Below are 21,687 nucleotides of genomic sequence, written 5' to 3'. Positions count from 1 at the left end.
GTGCGATTCCTCGGGCGTCTCCTGCACTTCGCCGTCAGCGTCACTCTGCTGTTCGTCGTCGCCCTGCCGTTGGCCAACCTCGCCGCCCTCGCTGGCCTGGCCGCCGGGGCCGCCGTGGTGCTCGGCGTCGCCGGTGTCGTCCTGCTCGGACGCGCCTCCTGGGTTCGGGTACGCACACCCGACGACGTGCACGGCGGCGCGCTGGCGGGGCGGGTGGCACCGGCGTTCGTCCGGCGGGACCGGGCCTGGCCGCAGTACTTCGCCGCCCAGGTGCTGCTCGACGCCCGGGCGCTCGTGGAACGCGTACGGCTGATCACCCGTGCGGTCTGGGTCCGGCCCCACCGGTGGGCCCGCACCCACCGGTGGCGGTTGTGGTGGCCGTTCTACGTGCCGGTCCTCGCCGTACAGGCCGGCCTGACGGTGGGCGTGGTGGCCGGGGTGCTGGGCGCCGGGCTGGTCACCGCCGGCGTCTCGGCGGCCGCCTGGCTGGTCGGCGTACCCGTGGTTCTGCTGCTCCGGGGGTTGGACGCGGGCTGGCAGGCGGTGTTCGGCGCGCGGGCGAGCTGCCGGCACTGCCACCAGCTCGCGGCGGTCCCGGCGTACCGCTGCCGTGGACCGCATCCCCCCGGCCACCGGCTGACCGGCGCGGACCTGCACCGGGATCTGCGTCCCGGGCGCCTCGGCGTGCTGTGGCGGCGCTGCGGCTGCGGCGACCTGCTGCCCACGACCGTGCTGCGCGCGGCGTTCAGCCGCCGGCTGGAGGCCTGCTGCCCCAGCTGCACCGAAGCGCTGCTGCCGGGCGCCGGGGTGGTCACCGACGTACGGATGCCGGTGTTCGGGGCCGCGTCGGCGGGCAAGACCCAGCTGATCATGTCGGCCCTGGCGGGCCTGGAGCAGGCCGCGAAGCGGGTCGGCGTGACGGTGGCCCTGCCCGACGAGCACAGCCGGCAACAACACGAGGTGTACGCGCGGCTGATGCGCGAAAAGGCGTCGCCGGCCAAGACCGAGGCGTCCGGCCCGCCGGTGGCCGTCACCCTCCGGTTGGCCCGGGGGCCACGGGTGGCGCTTGTGCACCTCTTCGACGCGGCCGGCGAGAATCTGGTGGACCGCGAGCAGAATGCCCGCCTCGCGTACCTCGACCACGCGCGTTCCCTGATCTACGTACTCGACCCGTTCTCGGTCCGTCGGGTACGCGACGAGTTCGCCGCCGGGGCGCCGGAGGTCTTCGCCGCGGCGAACCCGGCGAGCTACGACCCGGAGGACGCCTACAACGCGACGGTGCAGCGGTTGCAGGAGTTCGGCGTCCCCACCGGCCGTCGGCGGCTCGCCTTCGTGGTGTCCAAGGCGGACCTGCTCGCGAAGATGTCCGCCGGTCCCGACGGTTCCGCCGGGGTGCGGACCTGGTTGCGGGAGAACGGGCTGGGCAACCTCGTGCTGGCGGTCGAACGTGACTTCCGGGAGGTGCGTTTCTTCTTGGTGTCCGGGCGCAAAGCCGGCCGGGACGGCGGGTTCGGGCCGGCGAACTGGATCCTCACCAGAGAGTGGAGCGGTCTTGACTGAGCAGGGGCAGGGAGGGTTGCCGCCCGGTCACCGGGCAGCACGGCTGGTGCTCCTCGGCGCGCTGGTGGCCGCGTTGGCCGCCGGTGTCGTGTCGCCGGCGGCGGACGGGTTCACCAGGGGCGCCTGGGACCAGGTCGGGCAGGTCGTCGCGTACTTCCTGGCGCCGCTGCGGGACCGGGCCACACCGCCGCCCACGCCCACGCCGTCGCCGTCGCCCACCCCCGTCAAACCGAAACCGAAGCCCAAGCCGACCAAGAGCCCGGCCGGCTGAACTCAGCCGGCGCGGATCACCGTGCCGTGCGGCTGCACCGACAGCCGCAGCGCCGCCTGCCCGGGACTGGCGAAAACGTGCTCGACCAGGGGCTCTCGTACCAGGCGGTCCAGGACGTCCCGGATGCTGCGCACCCCCAGCCGCAGCGCCTCTGGCCGGCGCATCACCTCCTGCACCCGGGTGACGACGCTCTGCTCGTCGAGGGTCAGTCGGATCCCCTGCCGGTGGGCGCTGGCCACCAGTTGCGCGAGCAACTTGCCGACGATCTGATCGACGAACTCCGGTCGCAGGATGTCGAAGACGGTGATGCCGCCGCCGAGGCGGCCGAGCAGCTCCGGCCGGCCGAGGGTGGTGGTGAAGTGGTCGCGCACGGCGCGTTCGAAATGGGCGGTGACCTTCTCGTAGTCGGGCAGTTCACCGCCGTCGAGCCAGCCGTACGTCTCGGCGGCCCCCAGGTTCGAGGTGAAGATGATGACGGTCTCGGAGAAGTACGCGGTGTTGCCGAGCGCGTCGGTGAGCCGACCATCGTCGAGCACCTGGAGGAACTTGTCGAACACCGACGCGTGCGCCTTCTCGATCTCGTCGAAGAGCAGCACGCTGAACGGGCGCTGGCTCACCCGGTTGGTCAGTTCACCACCGCGTTCGTGGCCGACGTACCCGGGCGGCGCACCGGTGAGCCGCTCCGCGGAATGCGCCTCGGCGAAGGTGGACATGTCGAAGCGGGCCAGCGCGGTCTCGTCGTCGAAGACGAACTCGCTGAGCGTCCGGGCCAGCTCCGTCTTGCCCACCCCGGTCGGCCCCACGAAGAAGAAGATCCCCTTGGGCCGGGACTCCGCGTTGTGCGGGTCGGCGACGAAGTCGATGCCGACGGTGGCCGAGGTCAGCGCCCGGCGGACCCGGTCGACCGCGACGGGCTGGCCGATGACCCGTTCACCGGCCATCGGCCCGAACCGGGCGAGCCGGTCACGCACGCGGCGCCACGGGTCCTGGCGCGGGCCGAACAGGGTGCGCTTCATCAGCGTCCGAGGTTCGTCGAGCGGGATCTCCTGGAGGTTGCTCATCCGCCACAGCCCGTCCAACTCGCTGATCGCCATACCCTCGCTCAGGTTGGCCAGCACCCGCAGATCCTCCGGTGCCTTCTTGGCGGTGGCCGCCTGGTGGAAGTGGCGGGCCTGCTGGTGCAGGTAGACGTGCCGCTCGTCGAAGGTCGGCAGGGCCGCCTCGACCACCTGGACGTACGGGCGGTCCCGGTAGAGCCAGGCCGGCAGGGCGGCGAGGTCGTCCGCGACCAGCACGAGGAGGTTGCGCAGCTTGCCGGTCTGGGCCGCCTCGGTCATCGCCTTGGCCATCGTGCCGAGCAGCCGTCGCTCGGCGTCGCCGCCCCGCTCGGGTGGGGAGAGCATGAGGTCGGCCTGGTCGATGAGGAACGCCGACGACGTGCCGGTCTGCCGCAGCACCCGCCGGATCGCCGCCACCGAGTCGTACGGGTTGGTCAGGGTCGGCGCGGGCGCGTCCCGCAACGCGGTGGAGAACCGGCTGCGCGTCGTCGCGGCCCGGTCGTTGGCGGCGGACGGCTCGGCCGCGGCGGGCCGGCCGACGTCCGGTACGACGAGCAGCCGGTGGAACTCCCGCTGGTCGTCCGGATTGCCGAAGCTGAGCCCGTCGATCGGATCGAAGTAGCCGGTCAGCTGGTAGCCGAAGATCGACAGTAGGCCGGAGACGGCGGTACGCAGCGGGTGGAACGAGCGGTCCCAGCGGACCAGGTCACGCACGTTGCCGTGGATGACGACGTGCCGGCCACGGGCGATCTCCGCGGTGACCCGTTCCAGCCAGGCCGCCGCCGGTGGCGCGGTGGGCCGGCCCGGCTGCGCGGTGGTCACGACCGGCTCTGGTCGTCGTGCGCCGGCCGGCGCAGCGCCTCCACGGCCGGTGGCCGGGGCTGGCCGGGCTTGCCCTCCCAGTGCAGGCCGTCGGCCGCCACCCCCTGGTCGGCGAGCTCGGCGTGGAAGCGCTCGAGCAGGTCCTCGGTCAGGTCACAGCGGGAGACCACCCCGTCGACGGCGTTCTCCACGACGATGTCGGAGCCGGCCGTCCGGTACTCCAGCCGGGTGCCGTCGGTGTCGCCCGCGTAGACGGTCATCTCGACGGGTGAACCGTCGGCGCGTTCGGCGACGAAGACCACGGCGTCGGCGCGCTCCGCCAGGCTGCTCGGTACGACCCGCAGGCCGGCCGCCGGCAGCGCCGCGCTGGCCGCCTCCACGATCAGGGCCATCCGGTCGAGCTGGTCGAGTCGCTCGTCGGTCGCCGCGGTCACCGCCTCGACCCGGTCACGCAGGCCGGCGACGTGCTGCTCCCACCTGTCGACGTTGCCGCTGGCCGCCTCGTGGCGCAGACCGGTCAGCTCGGCGCGCAGCGCGGATTCCTCGGTCACCTGGACGCCCGCAGCCGCGGCGTCGGCCAGCGCGTCGACCAGGTGGGAGGAGAGCTCGTCGGTCTCCGTGGCGAGGCGCCGCAGCTGCGCCTGCCGGTCGCGGACCGTCTCCAGGTGCGCGCCGACCGCCTCGCCGAGCCGCCGGTGCAGGTCGGCGAAGCCACGCGCATCCCCCGCGCGCCGCCTGGTCTCGTCCACCAGCGCCGCGATGCCCCGGTGGCCCACCGGGTCGAACTGTTGCCCGTCGGCCAGCCCGCGCAGCGGCGCCACGGCCAGGTCCACCGCCCGGCTCTGCTCCTGCCGGGTCAGCTCCCGGGACACCGCGACGGTGAGCTCGTCGACGCGCCGTTCGGCGCCCCGCAACTCCCGGCCGAGCCGGCTCAGCCCGGCCTCGTCGGTGGGCCGGCGCAGGCCGACGACCTGGTTGTTCGCCGCGGTCACCTCGGCATGCTGGGGCAACCCCCGCGAGGAGTCCACCAGCTCGCCCAGTCGCGCGGTCAACGCGTCGCGGCGTACGTCGGCGGCCCGGATGCCTTCGGCGAGACGTCGCTGGCGGTGCTCCTCCCGACGCCGCCGGCGTTCCTCCTCACGCCGCCGCCGGGCGGCCTCCAACTGCGCACGGCGGGCGGCGTCCAGGGCGACTGTCGTGTACTTCGGACTGCCGGACATCATCGGCCTCTCTCGTCGGCGGGGTCGGTGGGCGGGTGCGGTGCGATCTCGACGCCCTGGGAGCGCATGGCGGTCTCGAACCCGGTGCGGAAGTCCGGCACCGGAGGGACCCCGATCCACTGGACGCCGTCCTGCGCCAGGCGCAGCTCGATGCCGGCGGACGTGTCCTGCGCCGACGGCGCGTGCCGGTCGGTGAGGAAGTGCAGCCGCTGGTTCGTCGACCCGCGCCACAGCAGGTCGGCGTGGCGGGCCGCCACGTACGGGCCGTCCACCAGGATGTCGAGCTGGCCCAGCAGCCGGAGCTGGTCGGCGTCGTGCTGCCGGCGCAGGTGTTCCAGGGTCCACCCGGTGAACGACAACACCGACCAGTCGCGGTCGGCGCGAATCCGGTCGACGAGCGCGCTGAGCCCGGCCGCCTGGGCCATCGGCTCGCCGCCGGAAAAGGTCACCCCGGTGATGTCGGACGGCAGACCGCCGAGCCATTCGGCCAGGTCGTCGACGGTGCGGGTGGTCCCTCCGCTGAAGGGCAGGTCCTCCGGCGCGACGCAGCCGGGACAGCGCAACGGACACCCCCGTACCCAGATCACCGCGCGCAGACCTGGCCCGAGCACGGCGGTCCGGTCGGCGACCCGGCTGATCTCGATGGTCGTGGTCATCGTCCACCCTCGGGAAACGGATCGGGTGCGCCGGCGGCCACCATCGCGCACCAGGGGCAGTGGCGGTGCTCGCGCGAGAACACATGGGTCGGCCTGGTGGAACAGCCGACCAGTTGGTCCCGCAGGTACGCCAGCGCGGCGGCCCAGGACTGCGGGCCGGGCCGCACGCCCGGCGCGTCGTACCCGAGGTCGAGAGCCTCGGTGAGGCGGCGACGCAGCACGGCCGGCAGCGCCTGCGGCGGTACCGCGGCGATCGGTGCCCGGACGTCCGCCCCGAGCAGCCGGCAACAGCGCAGCCGGACGTTGTCGACCTCCTCCACCGGGCCGGTCGCCTCGGGCCGCACCCCGCCGTACGGATGGAAGCCGAGGCAGACCAGTTGGGCGGTCAGCACGGCCAACGCCCAGTTGTCACTGGCCACCTCCCGTCGCCGACCCGAACGACCGAGCTCCTCGGGCGCCGTGTACTCCGGGCGCGAGAACTCGCACGGCAGGTCCTCGCCGGTCTCCCGGTCGTGCAACTGCCAACCGTCGACGTCGATCAGGCAGACGCCGCCGCCGGCCGAGACGAAGATGTTGGCCGGCGCCAGGTCGCCGATCACGTGCCCGCGCGCGTGCACGGACTGCACGAGCCGGGCCAGATCCTCCGCCAGGGTCAACCACCAGGCCCAGGTGGCGCCGGGCAGCATCCGGGCCCGTACGGCGGGGTTGAACAGCAGCGGCAGGGGCGCGAACCGGGGCGGCGCGAGCCGCGGGGCGGCGTAGCCGAGGAGCCTCCCGTCGTCGCGGCGGTGCACCGCGGCGGTGGGCCAGGCCACCATGGGTCGTCCCGACCGCACGGTCCACCCGGTCGGCTCGGCGAGCATGACCCGGGTACGGGCGGCCAACTCCTCCGGGTCCGCGCGGTGCAGGATCTTCGCCACGGTGTCCGGCCGTTGTCGCAGCCGGAAGACCTGCCCCTGGGAGCCGACCGAGCCGATCGGCGTGTCGAGGGTGTCGGCCGCCCGGTGGCCGTCCGGGCCGGTCAGCCACACGTCGACGCTCATCGGGGCACCGCCAGCAGGAGGGTCCGGTCGTCGTCGGTGAGGGCGCCGACCCGCCTGCCGTTGAGCAGCCGGACGAGCGCCGACGGGTCGGTGTCGGCGGCCTCGACGAGCGTGAACAGCTGCGCGAAGGCCGCCGCGCCAGGCTCGCGGGGTCGGCTGCCGTCGTACTCGACGAGCAGGCTGTCGAGGCCGTCGGTGCACACGGCGAGCCCGGTGAGATCGGGCAGTCGGGCGACGAGCCGACGGGCCTGCCTCCCGGCGCGGGCGTTGGGCAGGAGCGTCGTCGCGCCGGGCTGCCGGTCGGCGCCGCCCGGCGGGGCCAGCAGCAGGTCGAGGGTGCCGTCGGCGGCCCGGACCACCACGACGCCGTCGCCCACCGCGAGCACGGCGACCCACGGCGGGCGCGCCACCACGACTGTCACCGTGGTGGCCAGGTCCTCCGGCTCGATCCCACCGACGGCTCGGGCCACCGCTCGCGCCGCACGGCGGAACCGGCGGAACAGCCGGTCCCCCACCACGTCGAGCCACCCGGACCAGGCGGCGGCGGAGGTCGGTGGCCGGTCGCGCAGGAGCGGGACGAGCATCTCCACGGCAAGGGTGACGACGAGGGACGCGCCGGTCGCGGCGCAGCGGCGGCTGCCCGCACCGTCGGCCGTCACCAGCAGCAGGGAGCCGTCGACCTCGTGGACCGCGTAGGCGTCCTGGCCACTGACCCCGGCCCGGACGTGCGCCCCGCCCGCCGCGCTGCCGCCGAGGACCGACCATCGCGCCGTCATGAGAGGTCGTACCCGTACACCTGGCTCCGCACCCGCTCGAAGTCGACGTGGTCGGAGGTGGCCACCAGGATCAGGTCGAGCAGCTTGCGCAGGTCGAGGTCGTCCAGGGGGAAGTAGCCGCTCGGGGTGGCGAGGGCCCGCATCACCTCGTCGTCCACCCCGGGCACGCCGAACGCGAACAGTTGCAACCGCCCCGTCGACCGCCACTGCTCCAACCGTCGGGCGAGCGGCCGCCAGTCGTCGCTGGGGTTGCCCTCCTCGTCGGTGGGGGTGCCGTCGCTGACCAGGATCAGTCGGGGCCCGCCGGTCTGCTGGGCGTGCGCCGTCTGGACGTGCTGGCGACGCTGCTCGACGAGGGTGAGCGCCAGGTCCACCGCCGCCACCATCGGCGTGGCGCCGCCCGCGACCAGGGTCGGCAGCTCCAGCCGCGCCGCCGGCACGAACGCGCCGTCGTCCTCGGCCGATGGCGTCCCGTTGCCGGAGACCACGCTCACCCCGCCCGCGCCGAACGTGACCACCAGGAACTCGACGTCGCGCAGGGAGCCGCGCCCTTCCGCGCGCACGGCGGGCAGCCACCGCGCCAGTTCCTGGTTGAGCGCGTCGATCGCGCGTACGCCGTTGCTCTGGGTGGCCGCCATCGACCAGGAGGTGTCGATCAGGAGCGCCACGAAGCGACGCCGGTGGGTGTCGGTGATGAAGGCGACCTCGTCCGGCTCGTCGGTGTCCTCCTCGAACAGGGCAAAGGGGTTCATGCTCCGACCACCGCCTCGGCCAGCCAGCGCTCGCCCGGGTCGGGCCGCCGTCGGACGCGCGCGCCGGCCGCCGGCGGTGGCCCGTCGCCGACCCACCAGGCCGCGACGATGACCCCGTCGGCCTCGACGAGCCCCCGCGGCCGCAACGTCGCATGCACAGTGCCCAGTTCCGGACCGGGTCGCGGCGGATCACGCCGGACCAGGTGCCGGGCCCCGAACTCGCCGGCCCGAAGCCGGGCGGAGAAACTCGCCACGTTCTGATCTGACGGACGGCCTCCGAACGGGCCCGCCGCGACGCGCGAGCCACGGCCGTACGAGTCAGGTGCGCGGGTCATCGGCGAAGGTCCACGCGATCCCGTACGCGTAGCCCTGCTGCAACCCGTCGAAGACCGCCGTCACCTCGCCGACGGTGTCCGGGTGCAGCCGGTCCGGGCCCGGCGTCCGGTCGTCCACCGCGCGGGGCGGGACACCGTCGAGCCGCCAGGCCGTCGCCGGCCCGGAGTCGGCCGGGAACCGCAGTCGGACGGTGCAGTGCGCGCACGGCGTCAGCGGTTGGAAGACGTAGTGCTCGCGCATCGGTTGCCCCTCGGGCAACCGGTAGTGCAGGCAGAGGTCGTGCCGCTCGCCCGGCTCCAGCGTCCTCGGCAGGGCGAGGGTGAGCCGGAAGCACTGGTCCGAGATGTGCCGGGTCAGCGCCCGGATCCGGGCGCCGAACAGCACGTCGGCGTGCACGCCGTGCTCCGGACCGTCGTCGTCGGGTTGGCGCGGCAGGCTGAACTGCACGGTCAGCTCGTCGATCGGGCGGGTGGCCACGACGCTGCGCGCCTCGTAGAGCTCCGGTGTTGGCGTGTCGAGCCGGAGCAGCGCGTTCACCGCGCGCAGGTGCCAGCCGGGGCCGGTGTCGGTCGCGCTGGCCGGGGTCTCCGGTACGGCGGCGCGGACCAGCCGGGCCACCGCCTCGTCGATCCGGCGACGGGCCGTGCGTTGTTGGACCGACAGCTCACGGGCGAGTTGGTCGGTGCGGCGGTCCAGCCGGAGATAGGCATGGGTGGGATCGAGGGCGTACGCGAGCACGACGGCCCGGCGCAGGTCACCGGGCATGTCGGCGGAGAGGGCGAGCAGAGTGCCGCGCACCTTCGCCCGTACCGCCGATTCCGACTCGGCCGGCGAGACGCCGCAGAGGTCGGCCAGCCGCGGCCCCAGCCGACGGTGCAGCGGGCTGCTCTGCAGGCCGGGACCCCGGCGAAGGCTCAGCAGCTCCTGCCGGAGCCCGTCGGAGGGATCGGTGTCGTTCCCGGGAGACAGGGCCCTCTCCTCTTCTGTGGATGGTCCGTCAGGACCGTGCGGAGGTTACCGGCACTCCAGCGGGCCCGTGGTCCTGTCGTGCGCCGAGTATCCCGTCCACGGCCATTATCTGGCCAGGAAAAGGGCCATTTTCTGGCCAGTGTCGATGCCCCCTGCCCACGAGGATGGACGCGTCACGTCGCCGTCTCAGCGAACGAGGGATCGATCCGCGCCATGCGGGTGAAGACAGTGGATGGTCATAGCACACTTCGGCCCAGGTGCCGAGCCGCCGATCGGCCGGGCTGCGAACGGGGGTCGGTCGCCCTGACGGCCGTGCCGGGGTCGACGGGAGGGCCGGCACGGCTCGCCGGATTCGCCAGCGATGCACGACGAACCGCTTCTTCGACGAGCGAGGGCTCGCCATCGCCGCCTACTCGCCACATTGTGGTTGGTAAGTGCCGGATTCTTTTCCGGCGCAATGTGCAAGTCGCCGGCGACGTGACTCATTTCGCATTCTGGAGGGGGCGTCATGACGATCGCGGATGATCCGACCGTACGACGCTCTCCGGTTCGCACGGCTGGGGAGCACTGCGCCCGTGCCGCCGTGGACGACCTGCGCGACCTGGCCCGTCGCGGCGAGTTGTCGGCGGTGGTCGCGTCCGCGACGCCCGAGGTCCACGCCCGGCTCAGCGGAGCCGCGTACGCGATCGTCTGGCCGATCGTCTTCGCCCGGGTGACCCGTCCGATGGAACGCCGGCGGGGGCACTGGGTCTGCGCCACCTCGGTGCAGCGACTCGCCGACGACTGCCTCGACCGACACCACGACGACGTCGAGGCAGTCGTGTCCGACCTGCTCACCAACGCCAAGGTGCCGATCGTCGACGTCGAGCGGTGGCTGTCGGCGCGGCTCACCGCGGCCACCGTGGACGGTCACCGCCGTCGGCGCGGCAGTCGGGGCGCGTTGCAACGCCCCCGGGTACCGGCCTGGCTCGCCGCGGAACTCGACGGTGATCCCTGGCTGACCGAGCTGGCCGTGCACATCCTCACCTGGGTCGGCGTTCCCACCACCGCCGGGACGCAGCTGTGGCCGCTGGACAGCTGGGCGCAGCGGCGGGAGGCCGCCACCGGGGACCTGGCCGGCAGCGACAGCCCGCTGCTGTCGCTGGACATCGAGCGGGTGCTCGCCGCGATGCGGCGGCGGCCCCGGTGGTACGCGGACTACGTGGAGCGGCCGCTCGGCCACAAGTGCGCCCCCGTGCTCGCCGTCTCCGACGACGGGTTGGCCGGCCCCCGACCACTTGTCGTGATCGATGCACACGAGCGGGACGAGGGGCGGCTCGCCGATCTCGCCGCCGCCGCCGTCGAGCTGATCGGTCATCGTCTTCGCGACGGCGCGGACCCGGCCGACGCGGTGGTGGAGGTGCTCGGCGTGGTCTTCGGCGCCGGCACCGGAAGTGAGCGGATGGACCGTACGCCGGACGATGTGCCGGCCCCGGAGGAGCGGCTGTCAGTCCTGCTCGCCGACGACCGGACGGTTCGCCGGATCGTCGACGAGGTGCTGCGGATCGTCGCCGACGGCGGCGCGTGACCACATCTCTCGCACCTGGTCAGCGGTGGTGTCCGCGAGGGTGGCCGGGTTCGCTCCGGCCGCGAGGGTGGCCCGCCACGCCGCGCCGAACTCTCGTTCGAAGAGCCGCAGGAGGCGGGCCCGTTGCTCGGACGAGAGTTCCCCGGGCGGCTCTCCGGCCGGCGGCGGCGTGCTCATGGCCCGGCCACCACCCAGTGGGTGTCGGTCGACGGGTGACAGGTAGCCATATCCCCTCCGATCCGTGCCGCACCGCCCTGCGGGTCATCTGTCACACATCTGACGGACCGGCGGGCGGATCGCCGGCCCAGCGGGGTGCGTGCCCGCTGGGCCGGCGATTCACCATTCGAAGGGAGCGGTACGACTGTCAGCGATGGGATTCCACGGCAACTCCCCTCGTCAGGTAACGCATCCGGTCCTCTGCGGGTATTGCATCCCGGCCCGACGAGCGGTATTCCGGGGAAGGACGGGTTCTCGCCCGGTTCCACCCCCAAGGAGGCCCGGTCATGTCTGCCGTACCGCTGGACGTCGACGCGGTCTGGGCGGAGGGGTCGTTCCTGGACCGGATCACTCCCGCCGACCGCACGGAGCTGCTGGCGCTCGGCGTGACCCGTACGGTCTCGCCCGGCCGACGCCTGCTGACCGAAGGAGCGCGGGACACCCACGTCGAGGTGATCCGGCGCGGCTTTGTCAAGATCACGACGAGCGCGGACGGCGCGGACCGGCTGCTGGCGATCCGCCTGCCTGGCGATCTCGTGGGAGAGTTCGCCGCGATCAGCGGTCAGGGTCGCTCCGCGACCGTGACGACCTGCGGGGAGGTGGTCTGCACCGTCATCCGGCAGGCCGATTTCCTCCGCTTCCTCGACCGCCGCTCGGCGGTGGCCGCGCAGGTCGCCGCGACGGTCGGCCAGCGCCTGCGCTGGGCCAACGATCGCCGAGCCGACTTCGCCGCCTTTCCGGTGCACGTACGGTTGGCCCGGGTGCTCGCCGAGATCGCGGCGAGCTGCGGCTGGACCAACGACGACGAGCTGGTCATCGGTGTCGAGCTCAACCAGGCGGAGCTTGCCACCCTGGTCGGCGCGGCGACGGACACCACCCAGCGGGCGCTGCGCACGCTCCGCGCGCAACGGCTGATCCGCACCGGGTACCGCCGGATCGCGGTGCTCGACCTGGCCGGTCTGCGCGCGCTCGCCGCCCACGGCGAGCCGCGGTGACGCCGACCGGTCGCCCGAGGCGTGTCGCGGCCGTCGACAGCGTCGACGCGACGACCCGACCCCACCCGCGGCGCGGTGCGACCGCGGGCAGGCCGGCCGCGCCCTACCGGCCGCGGTCCGGACGCGGTCGACGCCAGCACGGCCTCAGGTGGGCGGTAGGGCTCCCTTCAGCAAGCCGTCACTGCGGGCGACGGCAGTAGTACACGAGCGCGGGCGGCAGGTTCGCCCACTCCGTCCGGCTGATGACGACCTCGTCGAACATCGCCCGCGCGGATCGCAGTAGACGCCGCGCGGGCGCCGTCCACCGGGTGTGCACGTACGCGAACGTGGTGAACACGCCGTGCGGTGGCAGCGTGGCGACCACCGAGTCCAGCACGTCGCGCTGGTGGTGCTCCGCGAAGGCCGCCCACGGAAGGCCGCTGACCACGACATCGGCCTGACTGAGCCCGCGCCCCGCGAGCACCCCGGCGAGGTCTGTCGCGTCCGCCCGCACCACGTCGACCGCCGGGTGCAAAGCGGCAAGTCGCCGCGCGAACCGTGGGTTGACCTCGACCGCGATGTGCCGGCCGCGTCCTGCGAGGCGCTGCTGGATGGCGGCGGTGAAGGCACCCGTGCCGGGCCCGAGTTCCACGACGACCGGGGACCCGGTTCGAGGGACCGCCGCCGTGGCCACCCGGGCCAGCGCCGTGCTGCTGGGCGCGATCGCGCCGACCGTACGGGGATCGCGGACGAACTCCAGGAGGAACGACACCGTCAGCGCCCCGGGTGGGGCTGCCCCGCGCGGTGCGATCCGGCCAGGAATCTTCTTGTCGCCCAGACGTGGAATGCCAGCCCGACACCCCAGCCAAGGATCGACCACACCGGCCAGAAGAAATGGTCGGGCGTGGCGAACCACCACACCACGATCTGGGCCGGATTGGCGATTACGTAACTGAGAACGTGGAGCCGCAGGCCCAACGTCATGGCCGCTTCGCTCTTCATCGACGTCATGATCGCAGATTAGGTCGACGGACTTGACGAAGACGGAATTGGTCGATGACCGGCCGGCGGCATCGTTCAGTGCTCGTCAAGTAATGCGATCTAGGTTGAGCCGGAATCACGACCGAGAACGATTATCGAAAGGTCTACTTCAATGACGACAACTCGTCGATCGTTGCTTGCCGGTTCCGTTGCCGCCGCGACCGGCGCCGTGCTCGGGGCGCCCGCCGCGCAGGCCCACCCCCGGCCCGGTAACCAGCCCAAGCCCACTGTGGTCCTCGTGCACGGTGCCTTCGCCGACGCGTCCGGCTGGAACGACGTCGCCACCCGACTCATCCGCGAGGGCTACCCGGTCCTCGCACCGGCGAACCCGCTGCGCGGCGTCGCCGCCGACTCCGCCTACCTGGCCAGCGTCCTCGCCACCCTGGGTGGCCCGATCGTCCTCGCCGCGCACTCCTACGGCGGAATCGTCACCACGAACGCCGCGGCCGGCAACCCCAACGTGAAGGCCCTGGTCTACGTGGCCGCGTTCGCGCCCGATCAGGGCGAGACGCTGCTGGGTCTCCAGACGACATACCCGGGGAGCAGGCTCAGCGAGGCGGCACTCGACTTCCGGCCGTACGCGGAGGGCCTCGTCGACGGCTACATCAAGCGGGAGTTCTTCCGGGAGGTGTTCGCGGGTGACGTGCCGAAGACGACCACCGAGCTGATGTGGGCCGGGCAGCGGCCGGCCGACCTACGCGCCCTCGGGGAGCCCTCCGGCGCCCCCGCGTGGAAGACCATCCCGTCCTGGTATCTCGTCGCGCGCAACGACCAGGTGCTGCCGGCCGCGGCACAGCGGTTCATGGCGCGGCGGGCCGGTGCGCAGGTCCGGGAGGTTGGCGCGTCGCACGTCGCCATGATCTCGCAACCCGCCGTCACGGCCGACCTCATCAAGCGCGCCGCGCGCTGACGCGACGCGGTCCGACACCATGCACCAGCACGCGTACGAAGGCCAGTGCGCCGCCGAGGAGAGTCGGCGCGCATCCACGAAGCCACCGATCAGATATCCGAAGCTGACGTTGCTCGCGTTGGCACTGGGCACCTTCGCGATCGGCACCGGCGAGTTCGGCAGCAACGGCATCATCCAGCTCTTCGCGTCCGATCTGGACGTGTCCATTCCCGTCGCGACGTACGCGATCACCGCGTACGCCATCGGGGTGGTGCTCGGCTCCCCGGCGATCATCCTGCTCGCCGCCCGGGCCAACCGGCGCACCCTGCTGATCGGCCTGATCGTGCTGTTCCTGGTCGGCAACGGGCTCTCAGCGCTGGCACCGAACATCACGCTGCTCGTCCTCTTCCGATTCGTCGCCGGCAGCGTGCAGGGCGCCTTCTTCGGTGCGGGAGCCGTCGTCGCCGCCTACGTGTACGGGCCGGGCCGGGGCGGCAAGGCATTCGCCACCGTGATGGGCGGCCTCACCGTCGCCACCATCGCCGGGTCCCCGCTGGGCACCCTCATCGGTCAGAGCGCGGGCTGGCGCGTCATGTACTGGACGGTCGTCGCCGTCGGTGCGCTCGCCGGTGTCGCCCTGGTCGCCTGGCTACCGCGAACCGACGACCTACGCGGCAGTTCGGTCGCGAACGAGCTGAGAGCGCTGCGTCGGGGCAACGTCTGGCTGATGGTCGCCGTCGCGGCGCTCGGCATCGCCAGCATTTTCGCCGTCTACACGTTCATCGGCCCGTTCGTCACTGACGCCGCACGGCGGGACGCCTCGCTCATCCCGCTCGCGCTCGCCGTCTTCGGCCTCGGCATGGCGGTCGGCAACCACCTCGGTGGCCGGGTCGCCGACCGGCACGAAAACCGCGGTCTGATCTGGGGTTACGGCGCCGTGCTGGGGCTCCTCGTGCTGATCGGGTTGGCCGGCGGCAACCTGGCGGTTCTGCTGCCGTGCCTGTTCGGCGTCGGCGCGACAATGATGTACGCGATCCCCACCATCCAGGTGCGACTGACCGGCTTCGCACCCGACGCCCCGACGCTGATGGGTGCCCTCAACCTGGCGGCCCTCAACCTGGCCAACTCTCTCGGCGCGATCGGCGGAGCGGTCACCCTCGACGCCGGCTGGGGAACCCTGTCCACCGTGTGGGCCGGTTTCGTCCTCACCACCGCCGGCCTGCTCCTGTACGTCGTGGCCGTCGTCCGACGCGCGCCGGATCCCCCGATCGACCCGGCTCGGCCACGACCTCGGCAGACGATCGGGTCCGGCTCGACGGGACCTGGCGGATCCGGGTGAGCGACGGCGCGGCCCGGGGCAGTTCGTGGAGAGACTGTCCCGGGCCGTCGCCCCGGCGGGGCCGCTGTGGTCAGCGTGCGGTCTCGTGCGCCGCCTGCTCGATCAGGGCCACCGCGGTCTCCGGGTGCGAGACGAACACCAGGTGCGAGGCGCCGTCGACCACTCGCACCGTGGCCCCCGCCCGCTTGGCCATGAACTCCTGCGTCTCCGGCGGGATGATCAGATCGGCGCCACTGATCAGGGTGAAGGCCGGGATCGTGGCCCACGCCTGCGGTCCGGCCGCGGGCTCGCCGAATGCCGCCGCGGCGGCCGGGCGCTGTGCGATCGCGTACACCGCCGCGTCCTCGGCGGGCACGTCGGCCGCGAAGCGGGAATGGTAGACCGCCGGGTCGATGTACAGGTCGACCTGGCCGTCCGTCAGCGGCACCGCCTTCAGCGACTCGTTCACCGTGCTCCCCGGGAACCTGACGACCAACTCCCCGACCGCCTCACCGGTGTCCGGGACGAACGCCGCCAGGTAGACGAGCGCCCGCACCTGGTCGCTGCCGGCCGCGGCGGTGGAGATGACGGCGCCGCCATAGGAGTGGCCCACCAACACGACCGGCCCCTCGACGCTGCCCAGCAACGCCCGGACGGTGGCCGCGTCGGAGGCGACGCCGCGCAGCGGGTTCGGGGCGGCGAGCACCGGGTACCCGTCGGCCAGCAGCCGCCGGACGACCGCGTCGAAGCCGCTGCTGTCCGCGAACGCGCCGTGTACGAGAACGATCGTCGGCTTGTCTTCCCCACCCACCATGGCATTCCCCTTCGTTGATCCCTCGTGCTGTCGCGTTCGACCGTAGGCACCGGGCGTGGACAGCGACTGAACGCGCCGATCATGGGGGCCGCCGGGCCGTCCAGCGCCCGTCAAGTCGACCCCGGCGAATGGCGGGGACGACGTGTGGGCACGGTAGAATCCGCGTGGTCCACGTACGTCGTGCAGGTGGGCGCAGGCGACGGTCGAGTCATGTCCATTCGGGGTCGGGAAGCGTGGCGGTGTCAGTCCATTCCATCCCGCCCGGCGGCGCGGAGGTGCCGACTCGCGGGTCCTCGGTGCGTCTGCAGATCCTCGGCCCGCTCCGGTTCTGGCGCGACGGCTTCGAGCTGAATGCCGGGCCCCGGCAACAGGCCTACCTCCTGGCTCTGCTGCTGGCCCGCGCCGGCAGGCTGACCAGCACGAACGAGCTGATCGACCTGGTCTGGGGCGATGACGCCCCCGCCAGCGCCCTCAACGTCATCCAGAAGTACGTGGGCGCGCTACGACGCCTCCTCGAACCCCAGCTTCCCGCTCGTGGCACCGGTTCGTTCCTGCACCGTCGCGGCAATGGCTATCTGTTCGCCCCTGCTCCCGGCACCTTGGACCTGGCCGATTTTCGTCAGCTCGTCGACGCGGGCAGGGCCGCGCTGGCGCAGCACCACCACCAGGCCGCTCTCGATCACTACGTCGCGGCGCTCGACCTCTGGCGTGGTCCCGCCGGCGGCGGCATCGTCGCCGGGACAGGCGCGACGGCGGTCTTCGCCGCACTCGACGACGAGTTCCACGACGCGTGCGCGGCAGCGGCCGAACACGCGGTGGCGCTGGGCCAACCGGAGCGGGTGCTTCCCGCGCTGCGACTCGCGGCATCGATGGCACCGTTCCACGAGCCCGTGCAGGCCGCGCTCATCGCAGTCCTCGGTGCCGCCGGACGCCAGGCGGAGGCGCTGACGATCTTCCAGACCGTCCGCGGACGACTCGCCGACGAACTCGGCATCGACCCGGGCCAGGCACTGGACGACGCACACCGGCGGGTCCTGACGCAGCTACCGGCACCGCGGCCCCCCGTCGGCACCGGCGGCGAGGCGGGGGCGACCACGGCACCCGACCTGGTCGGCCGGACCGAGGAGCTCGCCGTGCTGCGGCGCACCGTCGACGGTGCGGTCACCGGCGGCACGGCGATCGGCATCATCGAGGGAGAACCGGGCGTCGGCAAGACCCGCCTGTTGGAAGAGGCCGCGGCCATGGCGGACCAGCTCGGCGTCCTTGTCGTCTGGGGCCGCTGCCTGGAGGGCGACGGCACACCGTCGATGTGGCCCTGGGAACAGGCGCTGGGCACTCTCGTCGACCAGCTACCCGCACCGGACCGGAGTCAGTGGCTCGCCAGCGAGTTGGGCGGCCTTCTCGGGCGCGGGGACGGCGCCAGCCGGGCGGTTCCCGACAGCTTTGCCCAGTTCCGACTCTTCGAACAGGTCGTCGCCCTCGTCCGAGAGGCCTCGGCGGCACGCCCGACGCTGCTGATACTCGACGACCTCCAGTGGGCCGACGGCGCCTCCCGGCAGTTGTTCGGTCATCTGACCAGCCGGCTGCCGCACCGCACCGCCATCATCGGCGCTCTTCGTGACCGGGCGCCGGTGCTCGACTCGGGCCTCTCCCAGGTTCTCGCCGCGGTCAGCCGGCTACCCGGGCACCGCAGGTTCCGGCTCGGCCCGCTCGGTCTGGCCGACGTCGCCGCACTCGTCCGCCACGAGGCCGGCCACCGCCTCGACGACGCCGTCGCCCGTACCATCCACGCCCGTACCGCCGGTAACCCGTTCTTCGTCCGGGAGCTGTCCCGGCTGCTCAGCGAGGGCGGCGCGCTCGACGACGGCGCCGCACCCGCCGGGGTTCCGTCCACCGTGCGCGACGTCGTCCGGGACCGGATGGCCGGGCTCGACGACCGCGCCCGTGACCTGCTGCACGTCGCCGCGCTCATCGGCCGCGACATCGACGTGCGACTGCTCTCCCGCGCCGCCGACGTGGACATCGCGGACTGTCTCGAACGCCTCGAGCCGCTGCACGCCCTCGGGCTGCTCGAACCGGGGCCGGACGATCCGTCGTCGCTGCGCTTCGCCCACGACCTGGTGCGGGAGTCGGTCTCCGAGACCACGACGAAACAACAGATCATCCGGTTGCACCTGCGCGTCGCGGACGCGCTCGAACGGACCCACGGCGACGACGAGGACGTCGCCGAACGGCTCGCGTTCCACCTGTGGGCCGCCGGTCCCCTCGCCGAGCCGGTCCGCACCGCGCAGGCGTTGACGCGCGCCGGGCGCCGCGCGGCGTCCAAGCTCGCCTTCGAGTCCGCCAACCGGCAACTGCGCTTCGCCGTCCAGGTCACCCGGGCCGCTGGCCTGATGGAGCTGGAGTTGTCCGCGCTCACGCTGCTCGCCATCGTCGTGCGGCGGCAGTCGGGGTATGACGCGTCGACGTTCGACCTGCTGGAGCGTGGCGAGTACCTCGCCCGTGTCCTGGGCCGGGAGGCGGAGGCCGCGGACTTCCTCTTCATCCGCCTGATGGGCGCGTACACCTGCATCGAGAAGGGCCGCGACAGGTTGGCCCGCCGCATGCACGAGCACGGTCAGGCCTCCTCCGATCCGATCATCCGCCGCTACGGGCGGCAGGCCTGGGGCCTGCACCAGTGGGACATCGGCCACATCGACGCGGCCTACCGGGCGTTCACCACCGAGGAGCGCACCTCTCCCGGCGGTGCCGTCGCACCGGACGAGGAGACGCCGCTTCGGCGGGACGGCAGCATCCCGGGGGAAGGGCCCGGATGGCGGGCCGTGATGACCGCGCTGCGCGGCGACGTCGACACCGCGCTGGCGTTCGTCGACACCTGGGACGTGCCGGGTGATCCGTACGCGGCCTCGGTGTGGGTCTACTACACCACCATGATCGCGTCCATGGCCGGAGACGCGGCCCTGGCACGACGAGCTGGTGAACGGTGGGTCTCTGCCGGCCTCGGCCGCCTCGGTTCCCAGATCGACCACTACATCCGGCAAAGTTGGTGCTGGGCCCGCGCCCTCACCGGCGACGACCCGGCCGGGGCCGCGGCCGAGGCCGAGGAGCTACTGGTCGCCCACCTGCTCGACCCACCACAGTGGGGTGTCGCCTTCCACCACGCGCTGATCGCCGAGATGTGGCTGGCGGCCGACATGCCCGAGCAAGCCGACGCCGCCCTCGACCGGGCGGACCAGGCCATCTGGGACTACGGCCAGCGTTACGCCGAAGGGCTGCTCCTGCTGCTCAGGGCGCGACTGCTACAGGCACGCGGGGAGCACCTCGCCGCGGTCCGGGCGGCAGACGAGGCACACGCCCGATGCACCGCGTCCGGAGCCCATCTCTTCGCGCGCCGCGCCGAACGATTCCTCGCCGAACGCGGCGAGGGTCTGCCCGGGCGCTGACGCCGCCCCACACGCCGCCGCCGGACGGCTCGGCAGACGGTGGCGTCCAGTCCCTGTTCCGTGCCTGTTCCGTGCCTCTGCCTAGCGTTGGCCCCGTCACATTCCCATCCGAGGGGAGCCCGCGGTGCACACCAGCGTCAATCGGCAGACTGTCGACCTGTCGTCGTATCCGGACCTCGTGGTCGTCTATCTGGGCATGCGCGTCAACCGGCTCTACGGCCTGCGGACGCTGCTGGGCTACGGCCCGCAGATCGGCCGATCCGCGGTCGACAAGCCCGAGGGCCTGCTCCAGCACGAGTCGCTGCTGTGGTCGCTCTTTCCCATGCACGTCGGCATCCGCCAGTACTGGCGGGACCTGCCCGCACTCCTGTCCTGGGCACGCTCGGAGCCGCACCGACTCTGGTGGCGTAACTTCCTGCGCGACAGCGGCGGCACCGGCTTCTGGCACGAGACCTACCTGCTGCGCGGCGGGATGGAGGCGGTCTACGACGACATTCCGAAGCGGCAGGGCTTCGCCGCCTTCGCCCCCGTGCAACCGGCACGTGGGCCGCTGTTCGGTTCGGCCGCGCGGGTCGGGCGACCGGAGGACACCATCGCACCTGTCGTCACCGAGGAGGAGCTTTACACCCACGAAGCCGGCGGCTGAGTCAGGAGACCCCGAACTCCCAGAGTGAGTAGCCGTACTGGCTGACACGCTTGGTGCCCGTGACACGGACGAACCGCGCGGGCACCTTGTCCCCCGGGATGAGCACGGGGCCGGGCGCTCCCGACGTCGTGGTGAAGATCCTCTTCCAGGAGGCGCCGTCGGCTGAGACGTCGACGTGGTAGGCGGTGGCGTACGCGTGCTCCCAGTTGAGGGTCACCGTGGTGATCGCGTACACCTCGCCGAGATCGACGGAGATCCACTGTGGGTCCGAGAAGACGCTTCCCCAACGGGTCGACGCGTCGCCGTCGACCGCGTACGCGGGGCTCCACCAGTCCTTCTCGAAGCTGGAGGCGGAGGCCGGGCGGTTCAACGCGAGGTTCCTGCCCGAGGGGTTCGCCAGGCCGGAGACGGGGCCGTTGGTCTTCGGCGCCGAGTCGCCGGGAGGTTTCGCGGCGCTGCTGGCGGCGGTGCGGCTTGTCGCGGGCGGTGCCGGTACGGGCAGTGCTGGTACGGGTGACGCAGACCCGGACGGCGCCGCCGGGGCCGACGCCGACCGGGTCGGCGCCGTGTTGGGCGGGCCGCTCCCGGGCGGCAGTGGCGGCCCGTAACCCGGACCCGCGGTGATCACGAACCCACCGTCCCCGGGCGGGGTTGTCGGATCATCGGCGCGATCGTCGGGCAGGCGGCTGCCGAGCGTGACCGCGGCGACCGCCACCAGCCCGACCAGGAGGAGCGACACGGACCAGGGCCGCAGCAGAGTAGCGAAGGGGCGGCTTCCGGTCGTGTCACTCTGCTCGGGCTCGGGCTCGGGCTCGGGCTCCGGCACGGCGGGCTCGGCGGTCGAGGCGGGCGGGGGCGGCTGCACGCGCGGCGTGTCACCAACAACGGGTGCCACGTCGCCCGGCGACCTGTCGACTGGGGCCGCTGGCGGAGCCGCCGACCTGTCGACCGGGGCCGCCAGCGGAGCCGCCGACCTGTCGACGGGGGCCGCGAGCGGGGCCGGCGGCAGGGCGGTCGGGCCGTCTGGTTGTGCCGCCGGCTGGCCGGTGGCAGCCTCCTGCCGAGCCGGCGGCAGGCCGGTCGCAGCGGCGGGAACCACCGCCATCGGCGCCGGAGCCTGCGGGAGGGTCGACGCCGGGTTGACCGGCCTGGGCGGCCGGAGCACCGTCGGTGCGGTATCCGATCGATCCGCGGCGGGCCGGCGCGCCGGCACCCGGGTCCGGTCGGCGATCGGGACCGGCGGCGCGGGCGGCAGCGCGGCCGCAGGCGAGGAATCGGCGGGCGGCGCCGCATAGGGTGGCAATCCGCTCAGCGCC

20 protein-coding genes and 1 pseudogene are annotated in these 21,687 nt (G+C 72.9%); 8 read left to right on the top strand and 13 right to left on the bottom strand.

Annotated features, from left to right (window positions below):
* Both AB0B14_RS15070 and AB0B14_RS15065 read left to right on the top strand, forming a co-directional pair.
* On the top strand, positions 1 to 1,560 hold the full coding sequence (locus tag AB0B14_RS15070) for a hypothetical protein (RefSeq protein ID WP_357522758.1): 1,560 nt from the start codon (positions 1 to 3) through the stop codon (positions 1,558 to 1,560).
* Complete coding sequence (locus AB0B14_RS15065) at positions 1,553 to 1,831, top strand: hypothetical protein (RefSeq protein WP_357073527.1); 279 nt, start codon at positions 1,553 to 1,555, stop codon at positions 1,829 to 1,831. The genes AB0B14_RS15070 and AB0B14_RS15065 overlap by 8 nt, the downstream gene beginning before the upstream one ends.
* A 260-nt stretch (positions 1,832 to 2,091) precedes the next feature.
* Here AB0B14_RS15065 and AB0B14_RS15060 read toward each other — a convergent pair.
* The 8 genes and pseudogenes from AB0B14_RS15060 to AB0B14_RS15025 all read right to left on the bottom strand — a co-directional run.
* Positions 2,092 to 2,685: pseudogene (locus AB0B14_RS15060) on the bottom strand (AAA family ATPase); the annotation flags it as partial.
* A 1,022-nt stretch (positions 2,686 to 3,707) separates the two neighbouring features.
* Positions 3,708 to 4,931 (bottom strand): hypothetical protein, encoded by a 1,224-nt coding sequence (locus AB0B14_RS15055; RefSeq protein WP_357522757.1) that lies wholly within the window; start codon positions 4,929 to 4,931, stop codon positions 3,708 to 3,710.
* A complete protein-coding gene (locus AB0B14_RS15050; protein ID WP_357522756.1) occupies positions 4,931 to 5,587 on the bottom strand; it encodes a 4Fe-4S single cluster domain-containing protein in 657 nt (218 codons plus the stop codon). The genes AB0B14_RS15055 and AB0B14_RS15050 overlap by 1 nt, the downstream gene beginning before the upstream one ends.
* Positions 5,584 to 6,630: a hypothetical protein gene (locus AB0B14_RS15045; protein WP_357522755.1), complete on the bottom strand. Its 1,047-nt coding sequence runs from the start codon at positions 6,628 to 6,630 to the stop codon at positions 5,584 to 5,586. Before AB0B14_RS15045 ends, AB0B14_RS15050 begins: the two co-directional genes overlap by 4 nt.
* Complete coding sequence (locus AB0B14_RS15040; protein ID WP_357522754.1) at positions 6,627 to 7,406, bottom strand: protein phosphatase 2C domain-containing protein; 780 nt, start codon at positions 7,404 to 7,406, stop codon at positions 6,627 to 6,629. The genes AB0B14_RS15045 and AB0B14_RS15040 overlap by 4 nt, the downstream gene beginning before the upstream one ends.
* On the bottom strand, positions 7,403 to 8,158 hold the full coding sequence (locus AB0B14_RS15035; protein WP_357073512.1) for a hypothetical protein: 756 nt from the start codon (positions 8,156 to 8,158) through the stop codon (positions 7,403 to 7,405). The genes AB0B14_RS15040 and AB0B14_RS15035 overlap by 4 nt, the downstream gene beginning before the upstream one ends.
* Positions 8,155 to 8,412 carry a hypothetical protein gene (locus AB0B14_RS15030; protein ID WP_357522753.1) on the bottom strand — a complete coding sequence of 86 codons (258 nt, stop codon included), beginning with the start codon at positions 8,410 to 8,412 and terminating at the stop codon, positions 8,155 to 8,157. Before AB0B14_RS15030 ends, AB0B14_RS15035 begins: the two co-directional genes overlap by 4 nt.
* Positions 8,413 to 8,476: 64 nt before the next feature.
* A complete protein-coding gene (locus AB0B14_RS15025; RefSeq protein ID WP_357522752.1) occupies positions 8,477 to 9,292 on the bottom strand; it encodes a hypothetical protein in 816 nt (271 codons plus the stop codon).
* 679 nt (positions 9,293 to 9,971) lie between these two features.
* Here AB0B14_RS15025 and AB0B14_RS15020 point away from each other — a divergent pair.
* Positions 9,972 to 11,030 (top strand): hypothetical protein, encoded by a 1,059-nt coding sequence (locus AB0B14_RS15020; protein WP_357522751.1) that lies wholly within the window; start codon positions 9,972 to 9,974, stop codon positions 11,028 to 11,030.
* On the opposite strand, the gene AB0B14_RS15015 is transcribed toward AB0B14_RS15020, so the two are convergent.
* Entirely contained in the window at positions 10,950 to 11,207 is a 258-nt protein-coding gene (locus tag AB0B14_RS15015) for a hypothetical protein (protein WP_357522750.1), read from the bottom strand. The genes AB0B14_RS15020 and AB0B14_RS15015 overlap by 81 nt on opposite strands.
* 326 nt (positions 11,208 to 11,533) lie before the next feature.
* Here AB0B14_RS15015 and AB0B14_RS15010 point away from each other — a divergent pair, with 326 nt between their 5' ends.
* Positions 11,534 to 12,241 (top strand): Crp/Fnr family transcriptional regulator, encoded by a 708-nt coding sequence (locus AB0B14_RS15010; RefSeq protein WP_357073497.1) that lies wholly within the window; start codon positions 11,534 to 11,536, stop codon positions 12,239 to 12,241.
* 178 nt (positions 12,242 to 12,419) lie between these two features.
* Here the strand turns inward: AB0B14_RS15010 and AB0B14_RS15005 are convergent, their stop codons facing one another.
* The gene (locus AB0B14_RS15005) at positions 12,420 to 12,992 is read right to left on the bottom strand and encodes a methyltransferase domain-containing protein (RefSeq protein WP_357073494.1); all 573 of its coding nucleotides are present in this window, start codon (positions 12,990 to 12,992) and stop codon (positions 12,420 to 12,422) included.
* Positions 12,993 to 12,994: 2 nt separating this feature from the next.
* The gene (locus tag AB0B14_RS15000; protein WP_357522749.1) at positions 12,995 to 13,231 is read right to left on the bottom strand and encodes a 2TM domain-containing protein; all 237 of its coding nucleotides are present in this window, start codon (positions 13,229 to 13,231) and stop codon (positions 12,995 to 12,997) included.
* A gap of 142 nt (positions 13,232 to 13,373) precedes the next feature.
* Between AB0B14_RS15000 and AB0B14_RS14995 the strand changes: the two genes are divergently transcribed.
* Positions 13,374 to 14,171, top strand: a complete 798-nt coding sequence (locus AB0B14_RS14995; protein ID WP_357522748.1) for an alpha/beta hydrolase — start codon at positions 13,374 to 13,376, stop codon at positions 14,169 to 14,171.
* Between the two features lie 19 nt (positions 14,172 to 14,190).
* A complete protein-coding gene (locus AB0B14_RS14990) occupies positions 14,191 to 15,489 on the top strand; it encodes an MFS transporter (protein ID WP_357522747.1) in 1,299 nt (432 codons plus the stop codon).
* Positions 15,490 to 15,559: 70 nt separating this feature from the next.
* Here AB0B14_RS14990 and AB0B14_RS14985 read toward each other — a convergent pair whose 3' ends face one another.
* Positions 15,560 to 16,282, bottom strand: coding sequence for an alpha/beta hydrolase (locus tag AB0B14_RS14985; RefSeq protein WP_357073482.1), 723 nt, complete (start codon positions 16,280 to 16,282; stop codon positions 15,560 to 15,562).
* A 239-nt stretch (positions 16,283 to 16,521) separates the two neighbouring features.
* On the opposite strand from AB0B14_RS14985, the gene AB0B14_RS14980 reads away from it, so the two are divergent.
* Complete coding sequence (locus AB0B14_RS14980) at positions 16,522 to 19,725, top strand: BTAD domain-containing putative transcriptional regulator (protein WP_357522746.1); 3,204 nt, start codon at positions 16,522 to 16,524, stop codon at positions 19,723 to 19,725.
* A gap of 124 nt (positions 19,726 to 19,849) precedes the next feature.
* Entirely contained in the window at positions 19,850 to 20,371 is a 522-nt protein-coding gene (locus AB0B14_RS14975; RefSeq protein WP_357073476.1) for a DUF4188 domain-containing protein, read from the top strand.
* 1 nt (position 20,372) lies between these two features.
* Here AB0B14_RS14975 and AB0B14_RS14970 read toward each other — a convergent pair whose 3' ends face one another.
* Complete coding sequence (locus AB0B14_RS14970) at positions 20,373 to 21,476, bottom strand: discoidin domain-containing protein (protein ID WP_357522745.1); 1,104 nt, start codon at positions 21,474 to 21,476, stop codon at positions 20,373 to 20,375.
* Between the last annotated feature and the right edge of the window lie 211 nt (positions 21,477 to 21,687).

The sequence above is a fragment of the Micromonospora sp. NPDC049171 genome (assembly GCF_040648275.1).
GTDB lineage: Bacteria > Actinomycetota > Actinomycetes > Mycobacteriales > Micromonosporaceae > Micromonospora.
The sequence above is the reverse complement of the archived record's forward strand: the minus strand, read 5'-3'. Positions and strand labels throughout refer to the sequence as shown.